Here is a 25061-nt window from a genome sequence, read left to right as displayed (position 1 = left end):
CGAGTGAATAAACGTCATCAGACGAAAGCTGTGTAATGCTTGTACTAACTGGTATTATACGCGCCCTCAGTTGTTCATCGCAGGTAATTCATGATCAAGCTTTCTAACGTTTCATTGCTTCGCGGCCGCAAAATGCTGCTAGAAGACGCGTCTATGCAGGTATTCCCTGGCCATAAAGTAGCGCTTATTGGGAGTAACGGATGCGGTAAATCTACGCTCTTTGCACTTCTGAGAAATGAGTTAAGTGTAGATGCTGGCAATTGCAGTGTTCCAAGCGATTGGCGCATAGTGAGTGTCGCGCAGGAGACACCTGCATCTGATCGTAGTGCAATTGACTACGTGATTGATGGCGATAAACACTTACGTGCACTTCAAGCTCAATTGGCTGAAGCAGAAGCCCGTGAAGACGGCGTGCAAATAGGCCAGCTACATGGTCAACTAGAGCAAGCTGGCGCGTACGATGTTGAGTCTCGCGCTGCCACTATTTTGTCTGGACTTGGATTTACCAATCAACAGCTTAGCGCACCTGTTACCGACTTTTCAGGTGGATGGCGTATGCGCTTAAATTTGGCGCAAGCACTTTTGTGTCCGTCAGACCTATTATTGCTGGATGAGCCAACAAACCACTTAGATTTAGATGCGGTAATTTGGCTTGAGAAATGGTTACAGCGCTATAACGGTACATTGCTATTAATTTCTCACGATAAAGCATTCATTGATAACACCGTTGCTCAAATCGTTAGCGTTGAACATCAAAAACTGATCACGTACACCGGCAACTATTCTGCTTACGAAACTCAACGCGCTGAACGCATTCGCTTGCAAAACTTAGAGTATGAAAAGCAACAGGCAAAGGTCGCTCATCTCAATTCATTTATTACCCGATTTAAGGCTAAGGCGAGTAAGGCTAAGCAGGCTCAAAGTCGTATCAAGCAGTTAGAAAAAATGGAAGTGTTATTGCCAGCGCACATGGCGAGCCCATTTAGTTTTGCCTTTGCTGCCCCTACGGCATTACCGAATCCTTTGGTGCAGATGGAAAATATCCAGCTCGGCTATGAAAATCACATTGTGTTAGAGCATGTGAAGCTCAATTTAGTACCGGGTAGTCGTATCGGTCTATTGGGGCGAAATGGTCAAGGTAAATCAACATTAATTAAACTCCTTGCTGGCGTACATGCGCCCAAACAGGGCATATTCAATACGGCCAAGGGGCTTAAGATAGGCTATTTTGCGCAGCATCAGCTGGAAACACTTGATGCCAACGCTACGCCGTTGTTGCACTTACAGCGAATAGATGAAAAAGCAACAGAACAACAACTTCGTGACTATCTTGGTGGTTTTGGCTTTAACGGCGATGAGGCACTAGCGCCAGTTGCCCCTATGTCGGGTGGCGAAAAAGCGCGCTTGGTACTTGCCCTTATTGTTTATCAAAAGCCTAATCTATTGCTTCTCGATGAACCGACCAACCATTTAGATCTTGAAATGCGCCATGCACTAAATATCGCGCTTCAGGGGTTTGAAGGTGCCATGGTACTGGTTTCGCACGATCGTTTCTTATTGTCTTCAGTGTGTGAAGACTTTTACTTAGTGGACAGTGGTGCGGTTGAGCCATTCAGTGGAGACTTAGACGACTACCGCGATTGGATCTTGAAGCAACAGGCTGCAGAAAAAGCAAAGGCAAATAGCGACGCGAAAGAGGAAGCGCTTAAAACAGCAGGTGATCAAAGTAAGCCAGAGCGTAAAATTGACCGTAAAGAAGAAAAGCGCCGCGAAGCAGAATTTAGACAGAAGATAGCACCATATAAAAAAGCAGTAGAAAAGCACGAAAAGGCCATGGAAAAACACACTGCTGCACTTAATGATGTTGAAGCGTCGCTGTCTGATACTGCGCTTTACAACGAAGAAAACAAATCAACGTTGATGCAGTTACTTGATAAGCAAACCAAATTAAAGCAGCAGTTAGAAGAAGAAGAAATGGCGTGGCTAGATGCGCAAGAGCAAATTGAATTGGAGCGAGAAGCTTATGACAGCGCCAACGCCTAAACTCGATGCAAACACGTTTTGGCAATACAGTGTAAGTCGTTATACCTCTGCGGATATCGCACCTTTAGCGTTAGTACTTCAAGATAACCATGGCGTAAATGTAAACGTTCTCTTGCTTGTATGCTGGTGTTTGGAAAATAATGCCATCATAAACTTAAGCCAGCTAAAAAACGTTATAGTGTCGACGTCAACGAGCGAAGCGAAATTGGTAGCACATCGCGCTCTTCGCAAAGCCGCCCACCCTGAAAAAGGTGGCGACAGTGCACATTACGAGGCATTAAAAGCAGAAGAACTGGCTCTAGAAAGGGCGCAGCAGAACGACATGATCACTGCGTTTAATGCCGAAGAAGTGAGTTGTTTACCGCCACAAGTTCAAGCTGGTAATGTATTTAACGCCTCTATCGCTGCATTCATTAATGCTTATGGCTTAAGAGAGAGTAGCGAAGCGCGTCGCCTAATAAGTCTAGTTGTTAACCAATTACCGTAACAAAAACATAAGAAACAGAATGAGTAAATCAGCGCTATCGCATGGAAAAATAGTTAAAAGCAGCTTCAAAGTGCCAGGGTGGGCCAAAAATCGTCATGTGCAAACAATATGGCCGCGCTTTATTCAAAAACGTCTTCCCCTTTCTTACGAAATGGAGCGACTCACATTACCTGATGATGATTTTGTTGACGTTGCATGGGGGCCAAAGCCACAAGAGACGTCTGGGATCGTGGTGCTATTTCACGGTTTAGAGGGTAGCATCAAATCTCATTACGCCAACGATATGATGGCACAGTTATCGGTTAATGGCTGGCAGGTAGTGATGATGCATTATCGCGGTTGTAGTGGTGTGCCTAATTTAAAAGCTCGCGCCTACCACAGTGGTGAGACTGAAGATCCCAGCTTCTTTTTACAATGGCTTCATGACAAATTTCCCCGTATCCCTAAAGTCGCAATTGGCTTCTCATTAGGGGGAAACATGTTGCTCAAATTATTGGGAGAAAACCCCGCACAGCGTTGGCTTAAAGCCGCTGTTGCTATTTCGTCGCCGTTAAAGCTCTCTGAGTGTGCTAAGTCGATTAACCAAGGTTTTTCACGGGTATATCAGAAGTATTTACTCACGAGCATGAAAAACACGCTACGCAAAAAAATGGAATACATCGACTATCGCAAATTGATCCAATTGACCAAAAGCGATGTGGATAGCATGACCAGTTTTACGCAGTTTGATGAGAAGATTACGGCGCCACTACACGGCTTTGCTGATGCCCAAGACTATTACGAAAAGTGTAGTGCGTACCATTTCTTAAGCGCTATTCACTGTCCTACTTTAGTGCTTCACAGCATCGACGATCCGTTTATGAACCATTTAATTGTGCCTAAAGAAGAAGAACTAGCGCGCAATGTGACCGTTGAGTTGAGTGAGAGAGGTGGTCATGTGGGCTTCATGCAAGGCTCTATGCTCAATCCTAAAGTGTGGCTGCATGAGCGCGTTAAACGTTTTGTGAGTGAAGTGTTACCTGTTGACAGTACCTGCAGTTACTCAAAGTAGCGACTTGTCATGAACACCATTGATAGTGTTAACGTAGACCTACCGGAGGTTGTATGATTATCCCAATTGATGCGCTAGAAGCCGATACGCTGTATAGCTTGGCTGAATCGTTTGTACTTCGCGAGGGAACGGACTATGGCGAACAAGAAGTGTCTCTTGACGTTAAAGTGCAGCAAGTGCTTAAACGACTAAAGTCGGGCGAGGCGGTGTTGGTTTACTCAGAACTTCATGAAAGTGTTGATATTAAGCGCAAAGAAGATATTCAAGCTGGCGAAGAGTAGATAAAACAAAAACGCCGGGTCGAGCAACCCGGCTAACCTGCCTGAGGAGAGGAAGGCTTAAAACGCGTAACGAGCGGTGACTTGCATAATGTCCCAGTCGTCAATAACTTCATAGTTAGCGCCTACGGCCCACTGCGGCGTAATGTAATAGTTTGCGCCCACCTTAAACGTCGCTTCACCGTCATCTACATCGTAGTAACCTACTTCACCTGCTAGCTCGACCTGTTCGGTAATCATTGAGCGAAGACCAGCGTTAATGCTATAGCCTGTTTCGTCATCGAAGTCGCCGTCCACGCGTTCTAGGTTTGCGCCGAAGTATGCATCAGTTGTTGCATTAACGGGAAGGCGATAGCCTGCACCTAGCGTCAGCGTGTCAAAGTCAAAGTTACCTTCTTCAAAGAAGCTGTATTCGCCATTAAGATACCAATTACTGTTAAGCAGGTATTTACCGTTGATGGTAAGGCCGTCTGGTTCAAATGATTCATTACCGTCGAAGTCCATTTTAGTGTAACCACCTTCAACGTAACGCCAGTCAGGCTTATCTGCCATCGCAGAAAGAGGCAGTGTTGCAGCAGTAAGTGCGGCCAATAGTGTGATTGCTTTACGCATGTGATAACTCCTTAATATTCACAGTGGCATTGTTTTGCTTATACATTCAAAACAATGCATACCGTTTGTGCTTGTGCCAACCCGTATGGAAGAAACAAGCGCTAACTTATCGTTATCTGGTGAGTGCAAAGGCTTTGCCAACTTACATATGAAAAGGAACGGTTTGTTTTTAAGTATTTGATATTAAATGTTAATTTTCGGTAGGAAATGAATGTTGAGGACGCTGTTAAAGCGCATTTCGACCCTATTACCTCGAAGTACAAATAAGAACTGTCGCTAAAAAACAACACTTTTGGGCGTGGTTTCTGTGTTCACTATCTTCACTAAGCATTTTGCTTGCATCTATTATCGAATGTTTATCATGTAACCATTTGTTAAATAATCTTTTTTTTAAATTAATACACTCCCCTAGCGCATTGGAACATCTTTTGCTCAGCCTTTTGTTCAATAACTACGCATGTTATCGAATGTTCGCCTATCCCCACTTCCCATTTGACTGGATTGGGATTCACAGCACTTTATCTACTTCATCAGTGACAAGGCGAGCAAGGCACGACGAATAAGAAAGGAAGAGAGCGCTTTTCTTAACGTTGGCGAATGAGGTGTTTTGCCCACATCGGTAACCGTTGTTTTCATAAGGAGAGGACAAATGGCTAAGCCAGTTTTATTTTCAACAAAAGGTTTTACCTCACAAGCGCTAACACATACGCTTGTGTCGATGGCAAGTGTACTGTCTTTAATGTTTATTGGTGCTTTAAAGCAAAGCGCATGGGCGGTTGAGGTCAGTGATGCAAATCAACCGCAAAAGTCTTCGCCAGTACTACAGTCAGTCATTGATGCTGCGCGTGCTTCAGCAAAAGAAGACTACGAGCAGGATGACCACGGCCTTGACACTAAGCTTAAGGAAATTGATTACACCACCTATCGTTCTATTCGTTTCGATAGTGAGGCTAGTTTATGGCGTGGAGAAAACGATTACGAACTGCAGTTTTTTCACCCTGGCTTTCTGTACGAATACCCAGTCACTATTCACACTATAGGTGCTGACAATACACCGACTCGCCTTCCTTTTGATAGTGCTATGTTTAAGTACGATGGTAGTGCGCAAGCGTTGGCTGGTCTTACCGATGAAAAGTCTGGATTTGCAGGTTTTCGTGTTCACTACCCCATTAAAAATAACGAGTACAAGGACGAATTCGCTGTTTTTTTAGGTGCATCATATTTTCGTTTAGTGGGTAAAAACCAAGTTTACGGCATTTCTGCGCGTGGATTGGCTATAGATACTGCACTTGCCAAGGGCGAAGAGTTTCCGCATTTCACTGAGTTCTGGGTGATTGAGCCAAGCGATGGTCAGCCTATTACGATTTACGCTCGGTTAGAGAGCCCGTCGGTAGCAGGTGCATATAAGTTTGTTATTGAGCCTGGTATAGATACTCGCGTAAAGGTAGAAAGCTGGCTGTTTGCGCGTGAAGATGTGGCAAAGTTGGGGGTTGCACCGTTTACCAGTATGTTTTTGTATGGTGAAAACACGCAAGGACGTATCGACGACTATCGACCAGAGGTTCACGATAGTGATGGCGTATTAATGGTAACGCACGCGGGAGAAGAAATCTGGCGCCCGCTAACTAACCCAGCGCGTTTACAAGTTACTTCATTGAGTGACACTGCTCCCAAAGGCTTCGGCATGCTGCAACGCGACGCAGAATGGGATAATTATCTTGATGCAGAAGCCAACTATCATCTTCGCCCTGGCTTGTGGGTAACGCCTGAAGCTGGCTTTGACAAAGGCCGCCTCGAAGTGGTTGAGATCCCAACCAAATCAGAAATTCACGACAATATTGTTGCATTCTGGACTCCAGAAACGCCTTTTAATGCAGGGGAATCTCTGTATTTTTCTTATCAATTGAGCACAGTAGAACAAAATCCATTTGTAAGTGAACTTGCGTCAGTTGTACGCACTCGCCAAGGCAAAGCGGTACTGCCAGGGGATGAATTTAAGAACGACAAGCTGTCGACTACCCGCCAATTCAGCGTTGATTTCACAGCGCCTCAAGATACCTCTTTTGACGACCAAGCGATGAAGCTTGTTGTACAAGGCGCTAACGGAACCATTTCCGATCAAAGACTGTATGCCGTAGCCGATGGGCAAGAATGGCGCGCCACGTTTTTGGTAAAACCCAAAGAAAAGCAAACCGTAGATATGCGCGCTTATATTGAAAAAGACGGTAAGCGTATTAGTGAGGTGTGGAACTATGTCTATCAACCACAACAATAAGCACGTTGCGCGCGCGTTGTCGACGCCTACGCAAGATTCATCAAACGAGGATAACGCGGTGCCTCACAGTCAAAGCGATGTGCCATCTAGGGCATCGCAAATGTTTATCAAAGGAGAAACCATGCGTTTGTTTATTATGGCGATGCTAGTGATCCCAAGCACGGCACTGGCCGGTTGGAGTTTGTATGAGATATTTTTACCTAATGGCTTAACCAATTTGGAAATTGCTCAGCTGGGCTTAGGGCTTACCTTGTTTGCTTGGTTATGTATGGCATTTTGGACGGGTATTATTGGCTTTGTATTGCAGCTATTTAATATCGACCCCCTCAGCTTGAAAAAGACATTGCAAACACCTGATGCGCAAACACCGTTGCATCAACGTCACGCTATTGTCATGCCAGTCTATAACGAAGATACGCGTCGAATTATGGTGGGATTTGAGGCTTGTATTCGCGAGTTAATGGACAGCGCGAATGCCAAGCAGTTTGATTTCTATATGCTAAGTGATACGCGTGATATGCAAAAGGCTGACGCAGAACTGCGCGCATTCGCACGCTTACAGAAGCGACTAGGACGATTTTCTCAGCAGGTTTTCTATCGTAGACGAGAGCAAAATCTTCATCGAAAAGTGGGAAATTTGAAGGACTTCTGTGAGCGCTGGGGTGGTCACTATGAATCTATGATCGTGCTCGATGCAGATAGCGTTATGAGCGGCGAGCGTATGCAAGACTTGGCTCGTCGTATCGAACAAAACCCTGACACTGCCCTAGTGCAGACAATTCCTATGCCCGTTCGCCAAAACACCTTTTTTGGTCGCTTTGTGCAATTTGCGGCGCACCTTTACAGCCCAATGTTGGCAACAGGTTTATCGTTTTGGCAAACCGACAGTGCGAACTATTGGGGGCACAACGCTATCATTCGCATCGCACCTTTTATGCAGCATTGCGGTTTGCCAACGTTGGAAGGGCGTGCGCCTTTTGGTGGGGAAATTCTAAGTCACGACTTTGTGGAAGCGGCGCTTTTACGTCGAGCAGGGTGGCAAGCATATTTGCTTACCGATACCACAGGTAGTTACGAAGAAGTTCCGAGTAATATAGTTGATTATGCCATTCGAGACCGTCGTTGGGTGCAGGGCAATATTCAGCATTTAGGCCTGCTTAAAGTAAAAGGCCTTAAAACGGCCAATCGCTTACATTTCTTGTTTGGTGCGTTTGCCTATATTTCGTCGCTTATTCTGTTTTGCATGCTGGCGCTTGGCACAGCTGACGCCCTTATACGTGCCACGTCAGTGCCTGAATTTTTTGTATCAGAGTATCAGTTGTTCCCAAGCTGGCAGGTTGCGCGTCAAGATATGATGATGGTGACTATGTGGGGAACAGCTGCATTATTATTCTTGCCTAAAGTGTTGGGCATTGTGCTTGCACTTATTAAGCGAAGCGACGAGTTTGGCGGTGCTTGGTCATTGCTAAAAGGGGCGGCAGCGGAGCTACTTATGGCAGTGCTAATTGCCCCCCTTATGATGTTTTATCACAGCTACTTTGTGATCAGCGTGTTTGTAGGGCACTCGGTTAAATGGGAAGCACAAGAGCGCGAAGGGCGGAAGGTGCCTTGGAAGGTCGCCATTAAACATACTCAAATTATGAGCTGTTTGGCGGTTGCTTGGGGCGTAACAACCTTCTATTTTACACCGTCATTGTTCATGTGGTTGCTCCCCGTGCTGGTGGGTATGGTGTTAGCGGCACCGGTTATTCGTCTTTCAAGTAGCGATAGATTAGGCGTTACCATGCGTAAATGGGGCGTATTTGTCATCGACCAAGAAATTCATGAGTGCAAAGCACTGAAGCGTTTGCGCGTTGCAATGTCATACTTTGCTATCAGTCAGCATAAGCCACAGGTGCCGAGTTTGCCGGTAAGTTTGTCGCTTACTATGCCTGAACAAGTATTAAGTGAAAAGCCGCTGCCCATGCGACCTGCTTTGGTAAATAATGTCTAAAGCGATTTTAAGCGAATAAAAAACCGCACGTAATGTGCGGTTTTTTGTTTAACCGAAAGTAAACTCGTCACTGACATTACTGGTTGAAGGTAACCGAAAAAGTCACCGGAACGGTTGTCGTAATACTGTTAAGGCCTGCGACTTTTTGCAAGGCAGCAACGCCATCAGCAAGGCCGAATGCTTCTGCCTTCACTAACGTAGGCTCAGAGGTAGAAACGCTAATGGTATCGTCGCTGACTTTACTGGCGGTAATTGAAAAACTTGTAGGGACGGCCTTACCATGAAGCATGAGAATACCGTCTACTTTACCTGATACTACATCGCCTGTTTCAAGGTTTGTCATGGTCTCTGGCAGCGACGCTTCAAACGACGCTTCAGCGTATTTAGCAACATTGAATAGCATTTCTTGCATACGCGTGTTGCGAATATCAATAGCAGTATTAACCGATGAAAGGTCTACCGTTACTATTAGCTTACCATCATCTGATAAGCTGCCTTCAAAACTATCGAATTGATGCACTTCAGTAACCTGCGCATTTTTTGTCGACATAAAATGCAGCGCACTCTTGTCACTGTCTATTGTCCAGTCTGCGGCTGCTGGAAATGCTAGCCCACAAGCGAGCAAGGCTGCCGATAACGTACGAATACGTGTCGCCATCATAGGTTTACTCCTTTTAACATGTTGATTCCATCTCGATTGATGGTGATCATTAAAGCGCAATGTAGCCCAGCAACATTACTGCATTATTATACGCGGGTTTCCCCCCCAGCTATATACCTGTTTTCTACGGGTTAGTGCTGATGTGGGTTTACAAAATCATCGTATTGTACGATATCTTGCCATGGCACGCGTTTATCGCCCATGACGACGAAATCCGGATTTTCCAGAGAATGACGCTGATTGTAAGTGAGCGGCTCAAAGTTTGCCGCAGATATACTGCCTCCCGCTTCACAAACTATGCACTGAGACGCACCGGTGTCCCATTCTCCGGTAACACCAATACGCATAAATACGTCGGCTTTACCTTCTGCAATAAAACAGGCTTTCAACGAGCAACTCCCTAGAGGCAGTGTTTGATAAACCCGCTTAGCGCACATCCTGCTTAATACTTTTTCTCTAGATTGGCGGCGGCTAATCGCAATCATTACGACACTGTTTTTGGGGTCGTCTAACTTGCGCACGTGAATACGATGTTCGCCATCAGGGGATGATTTAAACGCACCCTTGCCTTTGGCAGCGTAATAGAGTGACTGTCCAGGAGGCCAGAAAATAACGCCAATTACAGGCTCATTGTTTTCAATCAGAGCAATGTTCACGGCAAAATCGCCACTTCTGGCAATAAACTCTTGGGTGCCGTCTATAGGGTCAATAAGCCAATATCGCGACCAATGCTTTCGTTCTTCTAAACTTGCATGCTTGTTTTCTTCTGACAAAATTGGAATGTCAGGTGTTGCTGCCTTTAGGCGTTTATTAATAATGTCGTTAGCAAGATAGTCTGCACTAGTGACAGGCGACTCGTCGTCTTTCTGGTAGGCGTCGAAATCACCTTTGTCATACACTTCTAATACAGCTTCACCCGCTTCTACAGCAATTTTTTTGGCAAGTTCTAAAAGGTCGGCATGGGCGTCATCGGGCATTGTTTATTGTTCCTTAAACCACTTTTGAGCTAAAAACAGGGCAGCAATACAGCGTGCTTCAATAAAGTCCTCTCGTGCAAGTAAAGCATCTGCTTCGGCTAAAGGCCAGTGAATGACTTCAAGTGGTTCAGGTTCATCGCCTTCTAAACGCTTAGGATATAGGTCTCTTGCCAACACAATGGTCATGTTCGCGTTGAAGAAAGTAGGCGCCATACTCACTTTGTGCAGCTCAACTAACTCATTGGCCGCAAAGCTGGCTTCTTCTTGCAGTTCGCGGTTAGCGGCTTCAATGGCCGTCTCACCGGGATCAATTAAGCCCTTGGGGAATCCAAGTTGATAGGAGTGTGTACCCGCTGCATATTCGCGAATAAGCACCATGGTATCTTTATCTAACATTGGCACAATCATAACCGCGCCGCGGTTGCCGCCAGCCATACGTTCGAATTCTCGGGTGGCACCGTTAGAGAACTCAAGGTCAAGGCGTTCTACCCTGAAGAGTTTGCTTTGCGCAACGATTTCACGAGAATGAATTTGTGGTAACGGTTTGTTTGGATCAATTTTAGGCATGTCTCTCGCTACAACTTTGTTATCATACTTTCATACAATCTGTATCTAGGGCCTGTTGTTCTTTACCGTTACAATTTTAACGAGCAAAGATCAGTAGTCTTTAGCTTACTTCATTATGAGGAAAATCGCTTGCCCTTTCTGCCTTGGAATGAAATTGACACAGTGCTGCTCGATATGGATGGCACCCTGTTAGATTTGCACTATGACAACCAGTTCTGGTTACATCATTTACCTAAACGATTGGCCGAATTACGCGGTATTTCTGAAGAGGAAAGCCGTGCTGCCATGACTGCGCGTTACGATGCGGTATTTGGACAAATTCAGTGGTACTGCCTCGATTATTGGGCGCAGGCGCTGCAAATGGATTTAGACAATGAATTTATGCCATTAAAACGCGAATTGTCGCATTTACTTATGCTTCGCGACGATACCGTACCTTTTCTTAAGGCACTGCATGAATCAGGGAGAGAGGTGATTTTAGTGACTAATGCTCACCCTCATAGTTTGGCGCTTAAGCTAGAGTATACCCAGCTAGATGCTCACATTGATAACCTAATTTCAACGCATGAATTTGGTGTGACAAAAGAGTCTCAACTGTTGTGGCAACGCTTGCAGGCGCGTGTGAAATTTGATGCGTCACGTACTTTATTTGTTGATGATTCATTACCTATTCTTAACGCAGCGAAAACATTTGGTATTAAGCATTTGTTAGCAGTAGATAACCCTGACAGTCAGTTGCCCAATCGCAATATTACCGAGTTTCCTGCCGTGCGTGACTATCGCTTGATGTTAGATGATATCAATGCCCACCCAGTCATTAAAAAGAGCCAGTAATAAGGACTTTCCATGCTTTCTGATACCATATTTGTGGGTTCAAAAAATCCGGTAAAAATTAATGCAGCGCTCAATACCTTATCTGACACGCTTGAGCACGATTTTGATGCGCAAGGCATAAGTGTTCCAAGTGGCGTCGCTGACCAGCCAATGACGGAAGAAGAGACCCGATTAGGCGCTATCAATCGCGTAAAAGCGATGCTTGCACATCATCAAGGTGGCTTAAGTGATGCGTGGTATGTTGCGATTGAAGGAGGCGTTGATGTATTTGAAGATGGCCCTGCAACCTTCGCTTATGTAGCTATTTACCATGAGGGGCATTGGTCAGTGAGTCGTAGCGCAAGCTTGCCCTTACCCGTGAGTGTGTATCAAGCACTGCAGCGCGGTGAAGAATTGGGAACCGTAATGGATAAGTTGTTCGACACAGTCAATGTCAAGCAAAAGGGCGGCGCCATTGGCCTTTTAACCTTGAATCATGCAACGCGCCAAAGTGTGTACGAGGTTGCCCTTACACTTGCTATGGCCAAATTTCATTTCCCAGATTTGTATACAGACTAAGAGCCCGTATATCTTTGCTATAAATCTATTTAGAGCCACGGCGTTATCGATAGCCGTGTCTCTGAAATCTTTTCCCTAACCAGTAATCTTTTCCTGATCGACGCATTTTTTGTACTAAGAAATCTGCTTAGATATTTAATAAGCTTATGTTTTTAATGTGATTTAATTGTTTGCCGGCTTGGCGTTGTAGTTGCACTTGCCTTAGACCACATGGAATAAGGAGTGTGACAATGAGTGAGACAGTGAATACATACAACCCCGCTACTGGCGAAAAGATCGATCATTATCATCTAATGTCTGTAGACGATGCTGAGCAAGCCGTTACCCGCTCTCAAGAAGCTTACCTAAATTGGCGCCGCACATCGTTTGCAACCCGTGCCGATTTATTTAAAAACCTCGCCAACATCATGGAAGAGCGTATTGATGACCTAGCGAGCTTAATGACCCGAGAAATGGGTAAAGTGACTGCACAGGGAAAACAAGAAGTGCAGTTGTGCGCTGAAATTTGTCGTTATACCGCCGAACACGGTGCCGAGTTCTTAGAAGATGAACATCGTATTTTTGAAGGCGGTCGCGCAATTATTACCTATCAACCCATTGGTGTTATTTTAGGTATACAGCCATGGAACTTCCCCTTGTATCAGGTTATTCGCTACAGTGCATCGAACATAATGGCGGGTAATACGACAGTGCTTAAGCATGCCAAGAACGTATTTGGTATGGCAATGGCCATTCAGCAAATGTATGAAGATGCTGGTTTCCCAAAAAATGTTTATCAATCGCTGTTGATAGATGGCAGTACGGCAAGTGACCTTATTAAGCATAAATATGTACGTGGCGTGACCTTCACGGGAAGCGATGAAGTGGGCAAGGAGGTCGCTAAAGAAGCTGCGAGTATGTCAAAGAAAACGGTGATGGAACTAGGCAGTAACGATGCGTTTTTGGTACTCGCCGATGCCGATATAGACCATGCGGTGGAAATGTGTATTCAAGGTCGCGTTATCAACAATGGTGAAACCTGTGTAGCGGCAAAGCGGTTTGTCGTTGTAGATAGCGTTTACGATGAGTTTAAAGAAAAGTTTGTTGCACAGTGCAGCAAATTAGAAGTGGGAGATCCCACCAGCGAAAATACCGACCTTGGGCCCATGGCGCGAGAAGACCTACGCGACGAATTGCACGAACAAGTGAAAAAATCGCTGGAAGCGGGGGCAACGCTGTCATTGGGTGGCGAAGTCCCTGATACCGACGGTTACTTCTATCCGGTGACTGTACTAGAAAACGTCACTCCCGGTATGCCTGCTTACGACGACGAGTTATTTGGGCCCGTTGCATCACTAATTCGTGCCCGAGATGATAAACAAGCCATGGAAGTCGCCAACGACTCTCGCTATGGTTTGGGTGGCGGTATCTTTAGTACTGATACCGAAAAGGCAATTTCTCTCGCTAAAGACGAGTTTGATACGGGGATGGTGAACATCAATGGGTATTCGCTTGCCCAGCCGAACTTACCTTTTGGTGGTGTGAAAGACAGTGGATACGGACGTGAACACGGTGGTTATGGCATTCGCGAGTTTGTAAATATCAAAACTATCATGGTGGCAGAAAGTCAGTCAGATCAACACTAATGTTCGCTCATAAATGTGCGTAAAAAAGGGGGCTTGCTCCCTTTTTTGCCTATTATTGAATACAAAACATGCGTCTACTGGTCTTGTAAACGTAAACCCATGGCAAAGAGCAAAAGCGCAGCCTACTTAATGGCAATAGGAACCCACATAATGCATGCACATCGAATCACAACACAAAGTCACTCACAAAAGCGCCTGTGCCGCCCGCAGCGAAACAGGGCACTAAATAATTTGCTCGTCACTACACTGTGCAGCGCCGTGTTGAGTTTCTCTAGCGTTGCGTATAGTGAAAATAGTGATGTGCGAACGCCGGAATCTACACCAAATAAAGTGACAAAGGCTCAAGCGTGTCACGACGTTTCGGTACAAGTACTTGGTTCAGGCGGTCCTGAATTGGATGATGGGCGCACTTCAAGCGCTTACATAGTGTGGGTTGACGATAGTGCGCGTATTTTGGTTGATGCAGGTAGTGGCAGCAGTGTGCAGTTTGGTGCGTCCGGAGCGTTATTTGACGATATCCAAGCAATGGTGTTGTCGCACTTACACACTGACCACGCTGCCGATGTGCCCAGCTTCGTAAAGGGAAGCTTTTTCACCTCTCGAAATAACGACTTACCCATTTTCGGGCCACAAGGCAACGACGTTATGCCAGATACATCGACTTACCTTAAAACGCTTTTGGGCAGTCATGGCGCTTATCGCTACTTGTCTTCTTATACCAAGGAAGGACAAGACGACTACACCATTCGACCTACTTCGGTATCACTATCAGCGTCATTACAGTCACCGTTCACCGTTTCACTTAATGATGCTATAAGCCTAGAGGCGCTTTCAGTTCATCACGGTCCCATTCCGGCCCTTGCATGGAAAGTAAAGGTAAATGGCTGTGAGGTTGTATTTTCTGGTGATACTAATGACAAGGCCAATACACTCGCTGAGTTTGCTAACGGTGCTGACCTTTTAGTGTTACATAATGCCATTGACGATAACGCAGGTGGGGTTGCTAAAAATTTGCACATGACACCAAAGCAGCTGATTGCGATTGCCACCCAATCGAAAGCTAAGCGAATATTGCTATCTCATATTATGAAACGCAGTGAGCCAGGGTTGGCAGCGCTAAATGAAGCTATTACTGTAGTGGCACCAGGAAGGGTATACAGCGCAGTAGAACTGATGAACATTACCCTTGACCAAGAGTAATGTTCACCATGATTAAGGCGTACTAGCGCTCAACGTTTATTGAGGTGCAAATGGCAACGGTATGGGAGTGCCATTAACGTTGGCTTTGCCATCTTTAAGGGTTAATTGTGTCTCGTAACCGTCTTCAGTGACTTTTATTAACCCTTGTTGTGCAAAAGAATTAATCATCATTGGCGCTTGCTGATCGGCAGCCGCCTGTATTTCTTCAGGGCTCATGCCTTGGGCTTGAGGGTTCGCCAATATTTGTCCCATCATATAGCCTGACATCATACTCTCAGCAAACGCTTTATCTGCGGTAATCGTTGCATCGGCAAGTAAGTGACTCACCCAATAGCCCACATCTTCTAATGTGCCAGGTAAGGCAGTAATTCCTACTAATTTTGTATTAGCATGAGCGCTGAACGACCCTTCAGGAACCGTTGCGGTTAGCTTGGTAATATTTATCTCTGGCTCAGTTTTAAGTTGCGTAAGCAGGTTGTCTTGAACAAACGCCATCATTTTTGCTGGCACTTCTTCAGCGGGCATCAGTAAGGTTGCATTACTGAAATCTTGGTATGCGCGGATAAAATCAAGCTGCAAGTTATTTACCGCGACACCAAGAGTCATGTCTGATGCATCTATGTCCGGGCCATTTAGCTCGCCCACACCATACTCTACGTACACATTCGCCAAGTTCGTTTGTTTGTTCACATCGGTATCGGCGCTGAATGTAATGTCTTTGATTGCAACATCACTATTCGTTTCAAAGTCTGTAAAGGACATAGTGGCAATTTTCAGCGCCAATTCGGAATCGAACAGCTCGCCTTTCATAGCGGCGATAATATCGCCTGCGTATTGGGCGTTCACAGAAATATTAGCCATTTCCATGTTGAGTGCTGGGCCCTTGACAGTAAACTCATCACTCGACGCGATATAAACTATATTATCGCCTTGCTGTGTGGCCTCGCCTTTATAACCCGAAAAGCTTAATGTTGTACCATCTTCGTCACTGGTTGCGCTAAAGGCCGGGATTTCGTCTCGATAAGTTAGACCGCCAAACAGCCCCGCTACGCCTTCGTTCAAGTAAATAGCTTGTGTTTCATCCCACGATGCATACTCGCGCAGTTCACTGCCATCAACTGAAACGGTATAGTGCACCTTACCAATGCCTACCCCGTCACCAAAGTACACAGGACCATGGTTTGCAGTTAGCGTTACTTTTACGGTGGGGTTGCCGTCGGGCAGTGTGTCGTCAAGGTCGACTTGTTGTGCCGACATTAATGCCGCCAAATCGATGGCAACGTCTATTTCTGCACGAGAGCTAAACCAGCCTTTGTCGTACGAAGCAATGCTGGCTTGGTAAACCACTTGTTCATTAACGGCATCAATCGCTGTGTTTACACGGTCTTGTAAACCGTTGCCGATGAAATAAGGTGAAATGGCAAGAGCAGCGAGTGTTAAGCCACCGCCAATTAAGAGAGGTTTGTTCATTGTACAATCCTTTGTTGAATCAATTTCCGCATGCCCTTGCAAATATGCAATGGCATAAGAGTATTTTAGTTATTTTAAAGTTTGATAGCGATATAGCCACTAGCATCAGGCGTACCAAATAATCGAGATGCTTGGTGTACCTCGTCAGGTAAACTTTCATCTGGTTTAAATTTACCACTGACATTCACTTTCTTAAATGAAGGTGCAACCACGGCATCCATCGAAAGACCAAGCAGGTTCGGCTCGCTAACGGTTATGCCAATATCATCGCCTTCACAGCGCAGCTTGGCGGAATACGTACCAAAATCAATTGGACCTTGGGTACCGGCAACGGTGGCGTTAAGCCAGTCTCCTGTTCCATTTAAGGCTTGGCACGTGGGACCGAAGGTTAGCTCGTCCAGTTTCACTTTAAAACGACCGCCTGCATTAACGGGCAAAGGCAAGCGCACCTGAGCAATAACACGGTCAACCGGTAAATACAAAGTGAAGTCTTGTGTGCTTATCGACGATTGGCTGAACAACCCGGTTTTAATTGGGCCTTCAAATGCAATGTCGTTTTTTTCGCGAATATTACCGGCTTTTACATCTAATCTAATTTGACCCACAAATAGCGCAAGCGGGCTGAGTTGCCATTTTACGTTGTTTACGGGTAGCCCGTTAACCACAACAGTTTGAGCCTTACCTTCAAACAGTGTGCCGCTGACCTTATCTACTGATATGCCTTTGGGTAAGTCTACGCGGCCAAGTACTTGAGACGCTGGCATATAAGCAATGGCAAAAATGAAAAAGGCAACGATGGCACCTAAAATCCAAAAGACTTTTGACTTCATGCTTTTCCTAACTGTAAACGACGGATCTTGATATGGCCTGCAGCATCAGCTTCTGCAATATCAGCTTGTAGAATTACGACACCCATACTCTCCATGGCTTTTAACCATTCAAGCACATTGTTGAACGCGGCTTGGTCAACCCACACTTGTAATTCATCTCCCTGTGGCTGCATGCGAGATACTTCAATATTGTGTTGGCTGGTGGTGCGATTCACGGCCTGTGGTAGCGAGCCTGAAAACGCACGCTGACCACTCGTACTGCGTCTTAGTTGCTGCGCACGGGCAGCGCTATCTTTAACCCAGACAAGTAACGACTGTTGGTTATCAAGCAGCTTCTTTTGCTGGTCGATGGCACTGTTAAGTGGCGCCCAAACGGCAAAATAAAATAGTGCGATTACCATCACAACCGCTGACACTAATACTAATTTTTGCTCGCGCTCGGTTAGCGCTTTATACCTTTCTAATAATGCGTTCATGAGGTACTCCTAATAGACACTGTACCTACCACGCCATTGTCGCGGTTGTTAATAGCGCCTTGTTCTACCACAAAGCCTGCGTTTTCTGCTGTGCGTTTAAACTGTTCAAGCGCTTCAAAGTTTTTGCCTTGTGCTTGAATGCGAATTTCAGTGCGGCTGGCGTCAAAACGCAACGTCTGCGGCTTAACACCCGTTGATGAAAAGGCTGAAGCTAATTGATCTAACATGACCAACATAGAAGCATTCCCGCCACCTTGTTCCAGCTTTGCTAATTCGCTTTGTAGCTTTAATTTAACGTTGCGGTACGTGCCAATATTGGGGAACCCTGCCTTTACCGTTTTATCAATATCGGCGCTCAACGCGTCGTTTTGCGCTGAAAGCTGATAAAGCGTCACCGATTTATCAATTAAGCTAGTACACAGTACAAGCACAGCGAGTACCGCAGCTACGCGCCACTGCGATAATGCGCCACTGCGCTTACGCTTAATTTTGTACTCGCCTTGGCACAGATTAAATTGTGATTGCATGGCTTCTTTCGCGAGAACCTGCATAGGCAATTCTAACGGCGCTTGTGCCTCTTGAATATTAGGCAATATCGCTAAGTCGATACCGGCATAGTTAGTGATAGTAACCACTGACTCCTGCTGCGCAGTGAAATGAGCAAGTGTAGGCAATAGCCAGGTTTGCTCGCCTTGTACGCCTTTGAAGGTATCTTGGCGCACCAGTAATTGTTCACCCAATGTCAGCACAGACCAACCTTGTTCGGTAACAGGCACCGCCAACACATCAGGAATAATTGTGTCGCAAAACAGACCTGCCTCACTTAACCATTGCTGCCATTGCTGCATTTTTTCGTGGCTGACAATGGCTACTGCTTGTTCATCGCCTTTTTTAGGGCCAATGGCAAAAAACTGCTGACTAATATCGGTGGCGAGTTCGTCTTCAAGCATAAATGGAATGGCTGATAAAATCTTACGACCCGCACGAGGTGGTAAAGTGACCCACTTAAGCAAGATGTCACTGCTAGGCGCCAATGCAATAACCGCACGGTGACCCGCACGCTCTTTTAGCGTTGATAGTGCATCGGCATCAGGTAATTCACCCGACGCGATAATTTCATTCTCAGTTTGTGAATACACCAACCAACTAATTGGATCGGCATGGTTGGCGCCCAATCGCACCAATAATTGTTCCATCAATAGGTTCCCCCGAACTCGCGGCTCACTATGCTAACACCATTGTCGGTGCTCACGTGAAACACGGTGGAAAGCTTAAAAGTTGCTTTGTTGTACTGTGTTTTTGTGTGCAACATAAAATACGCAGTTTTCACGTCGAACCAGTCTAAACGGGTGTTAGACAAATTCAATGCTGTGATCACTGGATCATTTAAAAAGTCGTTTACTTCATCCCAGCCGCCTTCTGGACGGCTGCTAATCAGGCTAGATGCTTGTTGATTATCTAACCCAGTTAACCCCATTAATAGCGGAATATCTTTTTCATCAAGTGTATTGACGTTAATTTTAAGGTCTGTGCTCTCAGGAACTACGCACACTAGCGGCATCAGCGCGCGTAACCAATTGGCAGACACACCGTTTATAATACGCAATTCGCTTTTTGATGCCAGTAATCCATTCGCGGCTAAATAGGGAAACTCGCGAGACTCATATTCACTGTCTTCAGCGCCATAACTGCGCGGAAAATCATCATCGTCTACCCAGTCGGCCAGGCTATCTCGAATGGTATTGGCGGTATAGGCGTCAAGCTCATCAATATTGAGCGCCAGCAACATGGTATGAAAGGCTTCCATGGCCTCTGTTTGATTAGCATTGCCATTGGCGTTTGAATTGCTGCTACTAGCACCTGCTAAAATAGCGTTAAGATTAAAACATGACTGCAAATCTTCTAAGTTTGCCGTAAGCCCACCATTTTCTAACGGATAACTAAATTCTTGCGCCCACGGCTGATCCAGTGAAATAACATCAGGTGTTTCGGTGATAAGGGTTTGAATAGATTTGCGCGCAAAGGCCTCAGCGCCAAGCGCATACCAGTAGGCTTGGTTATTGTCTTTTAGGTTCATGGTGCGCTGTATTTGAAGTTGTAAGCGCGTACCCATTTCGGTGGCGAGCACTGCTACAAGGGCGACAACCATTAACACGATAATTAGCGCTACCCCCTGTTGCTTAGGTAGTGATGATGGCTGAACTGGGCGCTGTTTTACGAAGCCGTTTTTCATTGACCACCTGTGGTTAACACAAATTCGCGGCGAATTTTGCCAAAATCTACACTGACAAATTCGATGGCTACGGCGCGTGGGAGTTTCTCGCCTTTATAGCTTTCACTCCAGGTTAAATCATCGCTTTCCTTTACCGACGATGTGCTATTTGTGGCCGCCACAAACTCCACTTTAAAGCTTTCTATGCCCTCAAGCAGTACACGTATCTTAGGTTCGTAACCAATGACATTGTCGACGTAGTTACCATAGAGGCGCTCTAGCCTATCTTCGCGTAATCGGTACGCAACATATTGAAGGGTACTGCGAGGTAACATGAGTTGTGGGTTGTGCCAGCCTGTACGCACAAAACCAATACCATCATCGTCGCTATCGCCTATTTCTCCGCCCGCCATCACGATACTTTGCTTTTCACCGTTTACGCGAACGGGACGAGGAACCGCTTGTTTAATATCCCGTTCAATAGTCGTCATGGCACGTTGAAGCAACTGCAGTTTTACAAAGCGTTCTTCTGACAGTTCGTTACTATCTATTACTGTGGTTAAAATGGCGGTAGAGGCAAGTCCGATCATGGCAAAAATAGCCATGGCAATTAGCACCTCGATAAGGGTAAACCCGCGTTGCTTGCCCATAACTTAACTACCGCCTGTTGGCTTAGCAACAAACGTCGTTACTGACGTAACAGAGTCGTTATAGGTTTTGTCTTCACCCACGAAAATGGTTACGGAACGCAGGTCGTCGTCATTTGTTTTAGTAACGGTTTGCTTCCAATACCAAGTGCGATCGGCCATTTCCATATTGCCCTTAACGTTATTTTTGGGTGGCCACGTTGTTTCCAGCTGAAGCTGATTTAACCGATTGCTGGCAACCCAATTGGCAAAGGTAACCGACTCAATTTGTCCTATGCTAGAAAGGTGTTCGCTGGCTGCCTTTAAGATAGCTGTGCCTGCCAGTGCGAAAATAGACAGCGCTACCATGACTTCAATTAACGTAAAGCCCGTTGCGCGCTGACGAGTTGGGGAACACCGCATCACAGTGGACGCTCCAAAGGACCTTCTAAGGAAAGTGGTGGTAGTTCTTGATTCTGTAAGCTGTAATATACCGCCTCTTCGTCAAAGTCTCCCTCGTAATTAAACGACAATGTGAAAGGCGTAATTTCGCCGCTCGACATAATTAAGACTTGCGGTGGCGGTAACAACTTATCTTCTTCATTGCCAATATCTACTCCCTCTTCAGACACACTGAGATTTTCGTCAAACAAATCTCTGTCAAACAGGCGCTCTTCTACATCCCAGGGTAAATCATCCAAGTTTAGGGTGAATGTAAAGGGCTCTGGCAAGGTGTGAGTGGCATACATTTCTTCATCGTCTAAACGTTGCCACTTATCTTCATCGTCCAAATAGACAAAATAGTACTCGTGCTTATCGTGTTCGAAGCGAATACCCAGTTGTCTTTGGTTTAGCACGGCGTAGTCACTGGCCATGTCAGTAAGTACTTGTAAGCGTTGGGCCTGACTTTTCAATAAATCCGCTTGGCTTGAACCAAAGGCGTTGTACATTACATACCCCGCAGCCAAACCAATAAGCAGCAGTACAACCATAACCTCAATAAGGGTAAAGCCCGAATGTTTGCTATGTATACTGCTTGGCCTGTGCATTGCTATGCCTTAAAGGTACTCGTCAATATTCCAGTTACCGATATCGTCATCAGTACCTGGTTCGCCATCAGGACCATTAGAGAAAATGTCAATTTCGCCCAACTCTCCTGGACTAATCAATGCGTAAGGGTTGCCCCATGGATCTTCTGGAAGACGATCGATGTAGCCACCTTCAGGGTAGTTACGCGGAATTGGCTCGATAGTAGGCGCACTTACCAATGACTCAAGCCCTTGCTCGGTCGTTGGATAACGGTTATTGCGCAACTTGTACATTTGTAGCGCACCTTTGAGCGTTTGAATGTCTACCGCTGCTTTTTGGCGTTTGGCTTCTTCACCGCTGCCAATAACATTAGGCGCGATCATTGCGGCCATTATGCCAATGATTAGAAGTACAACCATTACTTCAATCAAACTAAATCCGGAACTGCGACGTAGAGTTTTCATTAAATATTCACCATGTTGTTCAATGCTAGAATTGGCTGCAATATTGCCATTACGATAAACAGAACAATGCCTGCCATCGATACAATAAGTAAGGGTTCAAATACCTTGAGTGAGACACCAATAAGCGCTTCGAATTCCCTATCCTGATTATCTGCCGCGCGAGTGAGCATTTGCTGAAGCTCGCCCGACTTTTCACCTGATGCAATCATGTGCATCATCATTGGTGGAAACATTTTTGTATTATCTAACGCGGCACGCAGGCTACTGCCTTCTTTTACGTTAACCGCGGCGTCAGACACCTGATTTTTTATGTGCTGATTTTCTAATACATCACCAGAAATGCGCATAGCCTCGAGTAGCGGCACTGCACTGGCACTTAATATACTTAACGTGCGAGCAAAACGCGCGGTATTCATTCCTCGCGATACTTTGCCGATTAATGGCAGTTTAAGTAACAGTTTGTGATAGCGTAGTTTCATGTGTTTTTGTTGTAATACCCGTTGCATCACTACAATAAGCAACACGATGGCCATAAACAAAAACAGCCCGTAGTTTTGCATCCACTCACTAATGGCGATAAGTAGCTTAGTAATGGTAGGGAGCTCCTGCCCGGAGTTAGTAAATTGCCCCACAATTTTAGGCACCACTATGGTCAGTAACATCACAATAATACCTACCGCGAAAAACAGCATCAGTGACGGGTAGATAAGGGCTTGAGAAATTTGACTGCGGGTTTGTTGGCGGCGCTCCGTATAGTCGGCCAAGCGATTTAATACGGTGTCGAGGTGTCCTGATTTTTCCCCAGCTGCCACCATGGCGCGATACAATTCATCAAACACGCTAGGAAATTCACTCATGGCATCAGCAAGACCATGACCTTCAACAACTTTGCTTCTTACTGCCATCATCATGTTCTTCTGACGTGGCTTTTCGCTCTGCTCAGCAACGGCCAGCAATGCTTCCTCAACGGGAAGTGCTGATTCAACTAATGTTGCCAATTGACGCGTAAGTAGCGCCAGATCAGACGCAGAGATACGCGGCTTAAAGAAACTGAATGATAAACCTTTGCCATCGTTTTGCGCGCGTTCGGCAACCTGTTCAACCTCTAAGGGAATTAACCCCTTTTCGCGCAGCTGCTGGCGTACTTGACGAGCATTATCACCCTCTAATACGCCATTGGCGTTTTTTCCCTTGGCATTAAGCGCCTTATAAGCAAACGCTGCCATTTAGTCTTCCCTTGTAACGCGAAGCACTTCTTCAAGAGAGGTAACACCTGAAAGTACTTTGCGACAGCCGTCTTCGCGAATACTTGGGGTACTTTGTCTGATGTAGCGCTCAATAGCTTGTTCACCTACCCCTTCATGCATCATTTCTCGCACTTTTTCATCGACGAGCAATAGCTCGTGAATGCCCGTACGCCCGCGATAGCCGGTTTGATTACACGCCGCACAACCGTGAGGCGAGTAAATAACGGTTTCACTTGTTGCTGCTTGCCCTAGTATCTCAAGCTCAGAGGCATCTGGCGTGTGTGGCTTTTTACAATCGGGGCACAAGGTTCTTACTAGTCGTTGTGATAGTACTGCAAGTAGACTCGATGAGAGTAAAAATGGCTCAATACCCATATCTTCTAAACGGGTAATTGCACCTGCTGCGGTATTGGTGTGAAGGGTCGATAACACTAAGTGACCCGTTAAACTGGCTTGAACTGCTATTTGCGCGGTTTCGATATCACGAATCTCACCGACCATCACCACATCAGGGTCTTGACGTAATATGGCACGTAAGCCTCGTGCAAAGGTCATGTCTACGCGCGGGTTAACTTGGGTTTGCCCAATGCCAGGTAAATCAAATTCAATGGGGTCTTCAACTGTCAAAATGTTGCGATCCCGTGAGTTTATTTCGGTAAGGCCTGCGTACAAGGTGGTACTTTTACCAGAACCTGTGGGGCCAGTTACCAAAATAATGCCGTGGGGCTTTCTGATAAGCGTTGAGAAATGACCACGGTTTTGCTGCGTCATCCCCAAATCTTCAAGGTTTAGCCGTGCATTATTCTTATCAAGTAAACGCAACACAACACGTTCACCGTGACTTGATGGCATTGTAGAAACACGTACATCCACTGCTCGCCCAGCAATTCGCAAGGTAATGCGACCATCTTGAGGAACGCGTTTTTCAGCAATATCCAGTTTCGCCATTACTTTGATACGCGACACCAACATGGAAGATAGCTTGCGATTAGGACGCAAAATCTCGCGCAATACGCCGTCTACTCGGAATCTAACCACAAGTTGGTTTTCAAAGGTTTCAATGTGGATATCCGACGCGCCTTCCTTGATAGCTTCGCCTAACATAGCGTTAATGAGCTTAATAATAGGGGCGTCGTCTTCGCTATCTAATAGGTCTTCGGTGTCGGGTAGGTCTTCAGCGAGGGCAAACAAATCACTTTCATTGCCTAAGTCTTCCATCAACTGCTTGGCCGCTGAGCTATCACGTTGAAACGCATTAGTTAATAAGCTTTCAAATTCATCTGCAGGAATGGTTTTAGGTACAAATGGCTCGCCATAAAAGCGACGTACTTCAGCAAACACATCAAAGGGCGTGTTCTCTGTAAAGTACAGTACGGCTGGCGTCTCGTTAGTTTCCAATAGCACTTGATTGCGTTTGGCAAAACTAAACGAAAGCTGCTTTGGGCCCGCTTCCTCTTCAGGAATACCTGCCTCTTCACCCATAGCCTCTAGCGCTTCTTCCTGCGCTTCTAAAGCCTGAGTAATTTGTTCGCCTTGCCCTGCCATA

25 protein-coding genes are annotated in these 25061 nt (G+C 45.8%); 10 read left to right on the top strand and 15 right to left on the bottom strand.

The annotated features are described in order from the left end of the window. The first annotated feature begins 90 nt into the window (after nt 1–90). From JN178_RS19470 to JN178_RS19455, 4 genes are read left to right on the top strand one after another with little or no spacing between them, the layout of a single operon-like run. Entirely contained in the window at nt 91–2043 is a 1953-nt protein-coding gene (locus tag JN178_RS19470; protein ID WP_202262931.1) for an ATP-binding cassette domain-containing protein, read from the top strand. Beyond that, nucleotides 2024–2530, top strand: coding sequence for a TIGR02444 family protein (locus JN178_RS19465; RefSeq protein WP_202262930.1), 507 nt, complete (start codon nt 2024–2026; stop codon nt 2528–2530). Before JN178_RS19470 ends, JN178_RS19465 begins: the two co-directional genes overlap by 20 nt. Before the next feature lie 19 nt (nt 2531–2549). Beyond that, nucleotides 2550–3581, top strand: a complete 1032-nt coding sequence (locus JN178_RS19460) for a hydrolase (protein ID WP_202262929.1) — start codon at nt 2550–2552, stop codon at nt 3579–3581. A 53-nt stretch (nt 3582–3634) separates the two neighbouring features. Next, nucleotides 3635–3862: a YheU family protein gene (locus tag JN178_RS19455; RefSeq protein WP_202262928.1), complete on the top strand. Its 228-nt coding sequence runs from the start codon at nt 3635–3637 to the stop codon at nt 3860–3862. A 57-nt stretch (nt 3863–3919) separates the two neighbouring features. On the opposite strand, the gene JN178_RS19450 is transcribed toward JN178_RS19455, so the two are convergent. After that, nucleotides 3920–4471, bottom strand: a complete 552-nt coding sequence (locus JN178_RS19450; RefSeq protein ID WP_202262927.1) for an outer membrane beta-barrel protein — start codon at nt 4469–4471, stop codon at nt 3920–3922. A 649-nt stretch (nt 4472–5120) separates the two neighbouring features. Between JN178_RS19450 and JN178_RS19445 the strand changes: the two genes are divergently transcribed. Next, nucleotides 5121–6746 (top strand): glucan biosynthesis protein, encoded by a 1626-nt coding sequence (locus tag JN178_RS19445; protein ID WP_202262926.1) that lies wholly within the window; start codon nt 5121–5123, stop codon nt 6744–6746. Beyond that, nucleotides 6724–8739: a glucans biosynthesis glucosyltransferase MdoH gene (gene mdoH / locus JN178_RS19440; RefSeq protein WP_202262925.1), complete on the top strand. Its 2016-nt coding sequence runs from the start codon at nt 6724–6726 to the stop codon at nt 8737–8739. Before JN178_RS19445 ends, mdoH begins: the two co-directional genes overlap by 23 nt. Nucleotides 8740–8815: 76 nt before the next feature. Here mdoH and JN178_RS19435 read toward each other — a convergent pair whose 3' ends face one another. From JN178_RS19435 to nudE, 3 genes are all read right to left on the bottom strand, one after another. Continuing rightward, entirely contained in the window at nt 8816–9400 is a 585-nt protein-coding gene (locus tag JN178_RS19435; protein WP_202262924.1) for a YceI family protein, read from the bottom strand. Between the two features lie 131 nt (nt 9401–9531). Continuing rightward, nucleotides 9532–10377 (bottom strand): 3'(2'),5'-bisphosphate nucleotidase CysQ, encoded by an 846-nt coding sequence (gene cysQ / locus JN178_RS19430; protein ID WP_202262923.1) that lies wholly within the window; start codon nt 10375–10377, stop codon nt 9532–9534. A 3-nt stretch (nt 10378–10380) separates the two neighbouring features. Beyond that, the gene (nudE, locus tag JN178_RS19425; protein ID WP_202262922.1) at nt 10381–10944 is read right to left on the bottom strand and encodes an ADP compounds hydrolase NudE; all 564 of its coding nucleotides are present in this window, start codon (nt 10942–10944) and stop codon (nt 10381–10383) included. Nucleotides 10945–11073: 129 nt separating this feature from the next. Between nudE and yrfG the strand changes: the two genes are divergently transcribed. The 4 genes from yrfG (at nt 11074) to JN178_RS19405 (ending at nt 15161) form a co-directional block, all read left to right on the top strand. Further along, nucleotides 11074–11778: a GMP/IMP nucleotidase gene (yrfG, locus tag JN178_RS19420; protein ID WP_202262921.1), complete on the top strand. Its 705-nt coding sequence runs from the start codon at nt 11074–11076 to the stop codon at nt 11776–11778. A 12-nt stretch (nt 11779–11790) separates the two neighbouring features. Beyond that, entirely contained in the window at nt 11791–12336 is a 546-nt protein-coding gene (gene yjjX / locus JN178_RS19415; protein ID WP_159625557.1) for an inosine/xanthosine triphosphatase, read from the top strand. Nucleotides 12337–12566: 230 nt separating this feature from the next. Beyond that, nucleotides 12567–13961, top strand: coding sequence for an NAD-dependent succinate-semialdehyde dehydrogenase (locus JN178_RS19410; RefSeq protein ID WP_202262920.1), 1395 nt, complete (start codon nt 12567–12569; stop codon nt 13959–13961). A 150-nt stretch (nt 13962–14111) separates the two neighbouring features. Beyond that, nucleotides 14112–15161: an MBL fold metallo-hydrolase gene (locus JN178_RS19405; RefSeq protein ID WP_202262919.1), complete on the top strand. Its 1050-nt coding sequence runs from the start codon at nt 14112–14114 to the stop codon at nt 15159–15161. Nucleotides 15162–15197: 36 nt separating this feature from the next. Here JN178_RS19405 and JN178_RS19400 read toward each other — a convergent pair whose 3' ends face one another. The 11 genes from JN178_RS19400 to gspE form a co-directional block, all read right to left on the bottom strand. After that, complete coding sequence (locus JN178_RS19400; protein ID WP_202262918.1) at nt 15198–16631, bottom strand: YdgA family protein; 1434 nt, start codon at nt 16629–16631, stop codon at nt 15198–15200. A gap of 74 nt (nt 16632–16705) precedes the next feature. Beyond that, nucleotides 16706–17461 (bottom strand): type II secretion system protein N, encoded by a 756-nt coding sequence (locus JN178_RS19395; protein WP_202262917.1) that lies wholly within the window; start codon nt 17459–17461, stop codon nt 16706–16708. Then, entirely contained in the window at nt 17458–17937 is a 480-nt protein-coding gene (gene gspM / locus JN178_RS19390; protein ID WP_159625567.1) for a type II secretion system protein GspM, read from the bottom strand. The genes JN178_RS19395 and gspM overlap by 4 nt, the downstream gene beginning before the upstream one ends. Beyond that, nucleotides 17934–19133, bottom strand: a complete 1200-nt coding sequence (gene gspL, locus JN178_RS19385) for a type II secretion system protein GspL (RefSeq protein WP_202262916.1) — start codon at nt 19131–19133, stop codon at nt 17934–17936. Before gspL ends, gspM begins: the two co-directional genes overlap by 4 nt. Further along, nucleotides 19133–20170 (bottom strand): type II secretion system minor pseudopilin GspK, encoded by a 1038-nt coding sequence (gene gspK / locus JN178_RS19380; protein ID WP_202262915.1) that lies wholly within the window; start codon nt 20168–20170, stop codon nt 19133–19135. The genes gspL and gspK overlap by 1 nt, the downstream gene beginning before the upstream one ends. Beyond that, nucleotides 20167–20799, bottom strand: a complete 633-nt coding sequence (gspJ, locus tag JN178_RS19375; protein ID WP_202262914.1) for a type II secretion system minor pseudopilin GspJ — start codon at nt 20797–20799, stop codon at nt 20167–20169. Before gspJ ends, gspK begins: the two co-directional genes overlap by 4 nt. 3 nt (nt 20800–20802) lie before the next feature. Next, a complete protein-coding gene (gene gspI, locus JN178_RS19370) occupies nt 20803–21198 on the bottom strand; it encodes a type II secretion system minor pseudopilin GspI (RefSeq protein ID WP_202262913.1) in 396 nt (131 codons plus the stop codon). After that, nucleotides 21198–21824 (bottom strand): type II secretion system minor pseudopilin GspH, encoded by a 627-nt coding sequence (gspH, locus tag JN178_RS19365; RefSeq protein WP_202262912.1) that lies wholly within the window; start codon nt 21822–21824, stop codon nt 21198–21200. The genes gspI and gspH overlap by 1 nt, the downstream gene beginning before the upstream one ends. Nucleotides 21825–21833: 9 nt before the next feature. After that, nucleotides 21834–22268, bottom strand: coding sequence for a type II secretion system major pseudopilin GspG (gene gspG, locus JN178_RS19360; RefSeq protein WP_202262911.1), 435 nt, complete (start codon nt 22266–22268; stop codon nt 21834–21836). Further along, nucleotides 22268–23494, bottom strand: coding sequence for a type II secretion system inner membrane protein GspF (gene gspF, locus JN178_RS19355; RefSeq protein WP_202262910.1), 1227 nt, complete (start codon nt 23492–23494; stop codon nt 22268–22270). Before gspF ends, gspG begins: the two co-directional genes overlap by 1 nt. After that, complete coding sequence (gspE, locus tag JN178_RS19350) at nt 23495–25060, bottom strand: type II secretion system ATPase GspE (protein WP_269752171.1); 1566 nt, start codon at nt 25058–25060, stop codon at nt 23495–23497. Between the last annotated feature and the right edge of the window lies 1 nt (nt 25061).

The sequence above is a fragment of the Alteromonas sp. KC3 genome (genome assembly GCF_016756315.1).
GTDB lineage: Bacteria > Pseudomonadota > Gammaproteobacteria > Enterobacterales > Alteromonadaceae > Alteromonas.
This window is presented reverse-complemented; position numbering and strand designations above follow the sequence as displayed.

What these genes read in the sequence shown, in the direction of transcription:
- JN178_RS19470 (WP_202262931.1), top strand. Translation starts at nt 91, where the DNA reads ATGATCAAGCTTTCTAACGTTTCATTGCTTCGCGGCCGCAAAATGCTG.
- JN178_RS19465 (WP_202262930.1), top strand. Translation starts at nt 2,024, where the DNA reads ATGACAGCGCCAACGCCTAAACTCGATGCAAACACGTTTTGGCAATAC.
- JN178_RS19460 (WP_202262929.1), top strand. Translation starts at nt 2,550, where the DNA reads ATGAGTAAATCAGCGCTATCGCATGGAAAAATAGTTAAAAGCAGCTTC.
- JN178_RS19455 (WP_202262928.1), top strand. Translation starts at nt 3,635, where the DNA reads ATGATTATCCCAATTGATGCGCTAGAAGCCGATACGCTGTATAGCTTG.
- JN178_RS19450 (WP_202262927.1), bottom strand. Translation starts at nt 4,471, where the DNA reads ATGCGTAAAGCAATCACACTATTGGCCGCACTTACTGCTGCAACACTG.
- JN178_RS19445 (WP_202262926.1), top strand. Translation starts at nt 5,121, where the DNA reads ATGGCTAAGCCAGTTTTATTTTCAACAAAAGGTTTTACCTCACAAGCG.
- mdoH (WP_202262925.1), top strand. Translation starts at nt 6,724, where the DNA reads ATGTCTATCAACCACAACAATAAGCACGTTGCGCGCGCGTTGTCGACG.
- JN178_RS19435 (WP_202262924.1), bottom strand. Translation starts at nt 9,400, where the DNA reads ATGATGGCGACACGTATTCGTACGTTATCGGCAGCCTTGCTCGCTTGT.
- cysQ (WP_202262923.1), bottom strand. Translation starts at nt 10,377, where the DNA reads ATGCCCGATGACGCCCATGCCGACCTTTTAGAACTTGCCAAAAAAATT.
- nudE (WP_202262922.1), bottom strand. Translation starts at nt 10,944, where the DNA reads ATGCCTAAAATTGATCCAAACAAACCGTTACCACAAATTCATTCTCGT.
- yjjX (WP_159625557.1), top strand. Translation starts at nt 11,791, where the DNA reads ATGCTTTCTGATACCATATTTGTGGGTTCAAAAAATCCGGTAAAAATT.
- JN178_RS19410 (WP_202262920.1), top strand. Translation starts at nt 12,567, where the DNA reads ATGAGTGAGACAGTGAATACATACAACCCCGCTACTGGCGAAAAGATC.
- JN178_RS19405 (WP_202262919.1), top strand. Translation starts at nt 14,112, where the DNA reads ATGCATGCACATCGAATCACAACACAAAGTCACTCACAAAAGCGCCTG.
- JN178_RS19400 (WP_202262918.1), bottom strand. Translation starts at nt 16,631, where the DNA reads ATGAACAAACCTCTCTTAATTGGCGGTGGCTTAACACTCGCTGCTCTT.
- JN178_RS19395 (WP_202262917.1), bottom strand. Translation starts at nt 17,461, where the DNA reads ATGAAGTCAAAAGTCTTTTGGATTTTAGGTGCCATCGTTGCCTTTTTC.
- gspM (WP_159625567.1), bottom strand. Translation starts at nt 17,937, where the DNA reads ATGAACGCATTATTAGAAAGGTATAAAGCGCTAACCGAGCGCGAGCAA.
- gspL (WP_202262916.1), bottom strand. Translation starts at nt 19,133, where the DNA reads ATGGAACAATTATTGGTGCGATTGGGCGCCAACCATGCCGATCCAATT.
- gspK (WP_202262915.1), bottom strand. Translation starts at nt 20,170, where the DNA reads ATGAAAAACGGCTTCGTAAAACAGCGCCCAGTTCAGCCATCATCACTA.
- gspJ (WP_202262914.1), bottom strand. Translation starts at nt 20,799, where the DNA reads ATGGGCAAGCAACGCGGGTTTACCCTTATCGAGGTGCTAATTGCCATG.
- gspI (WP_202262913.1), bottom strand. Translation starts at nt 21,198, where the DNA reads ATGCGGTGTTCCCCAACTCGTCAGCGCGCAACGGGCTTTACGTTAATT.
- gspH (WP_202262912.1), bottom strand. Translation starts at nt 21,824, where the DNA reads ATGCACAGGCCAAGCAGTATACATAGCAAACATTCGGGCTTTACCCTT.
- gspG (WP_202262911.1), bottom strand. Translation starts at nt 22,268, where the DNA reads ATGAAAACTCTACGTCGCAGTTCCGGATTTAGTTTGATTGAAGTAATG.
- gspF (WP_202262910.1), bottom strand. Translation starts at nt 23,494, where the DNA reads ATGGCAGCGTTTGCTTATAAGGCGCTTAATGCCAAGGGAAAAAACGCC.
- gspE (WP_269752171.1), bottom strand. Translation starts at nt 25,060, where the DNA reads ATGGCAGGGCAAGGCGAACAAATTACTCAGGCTTTAGAAGCGCAGGAA.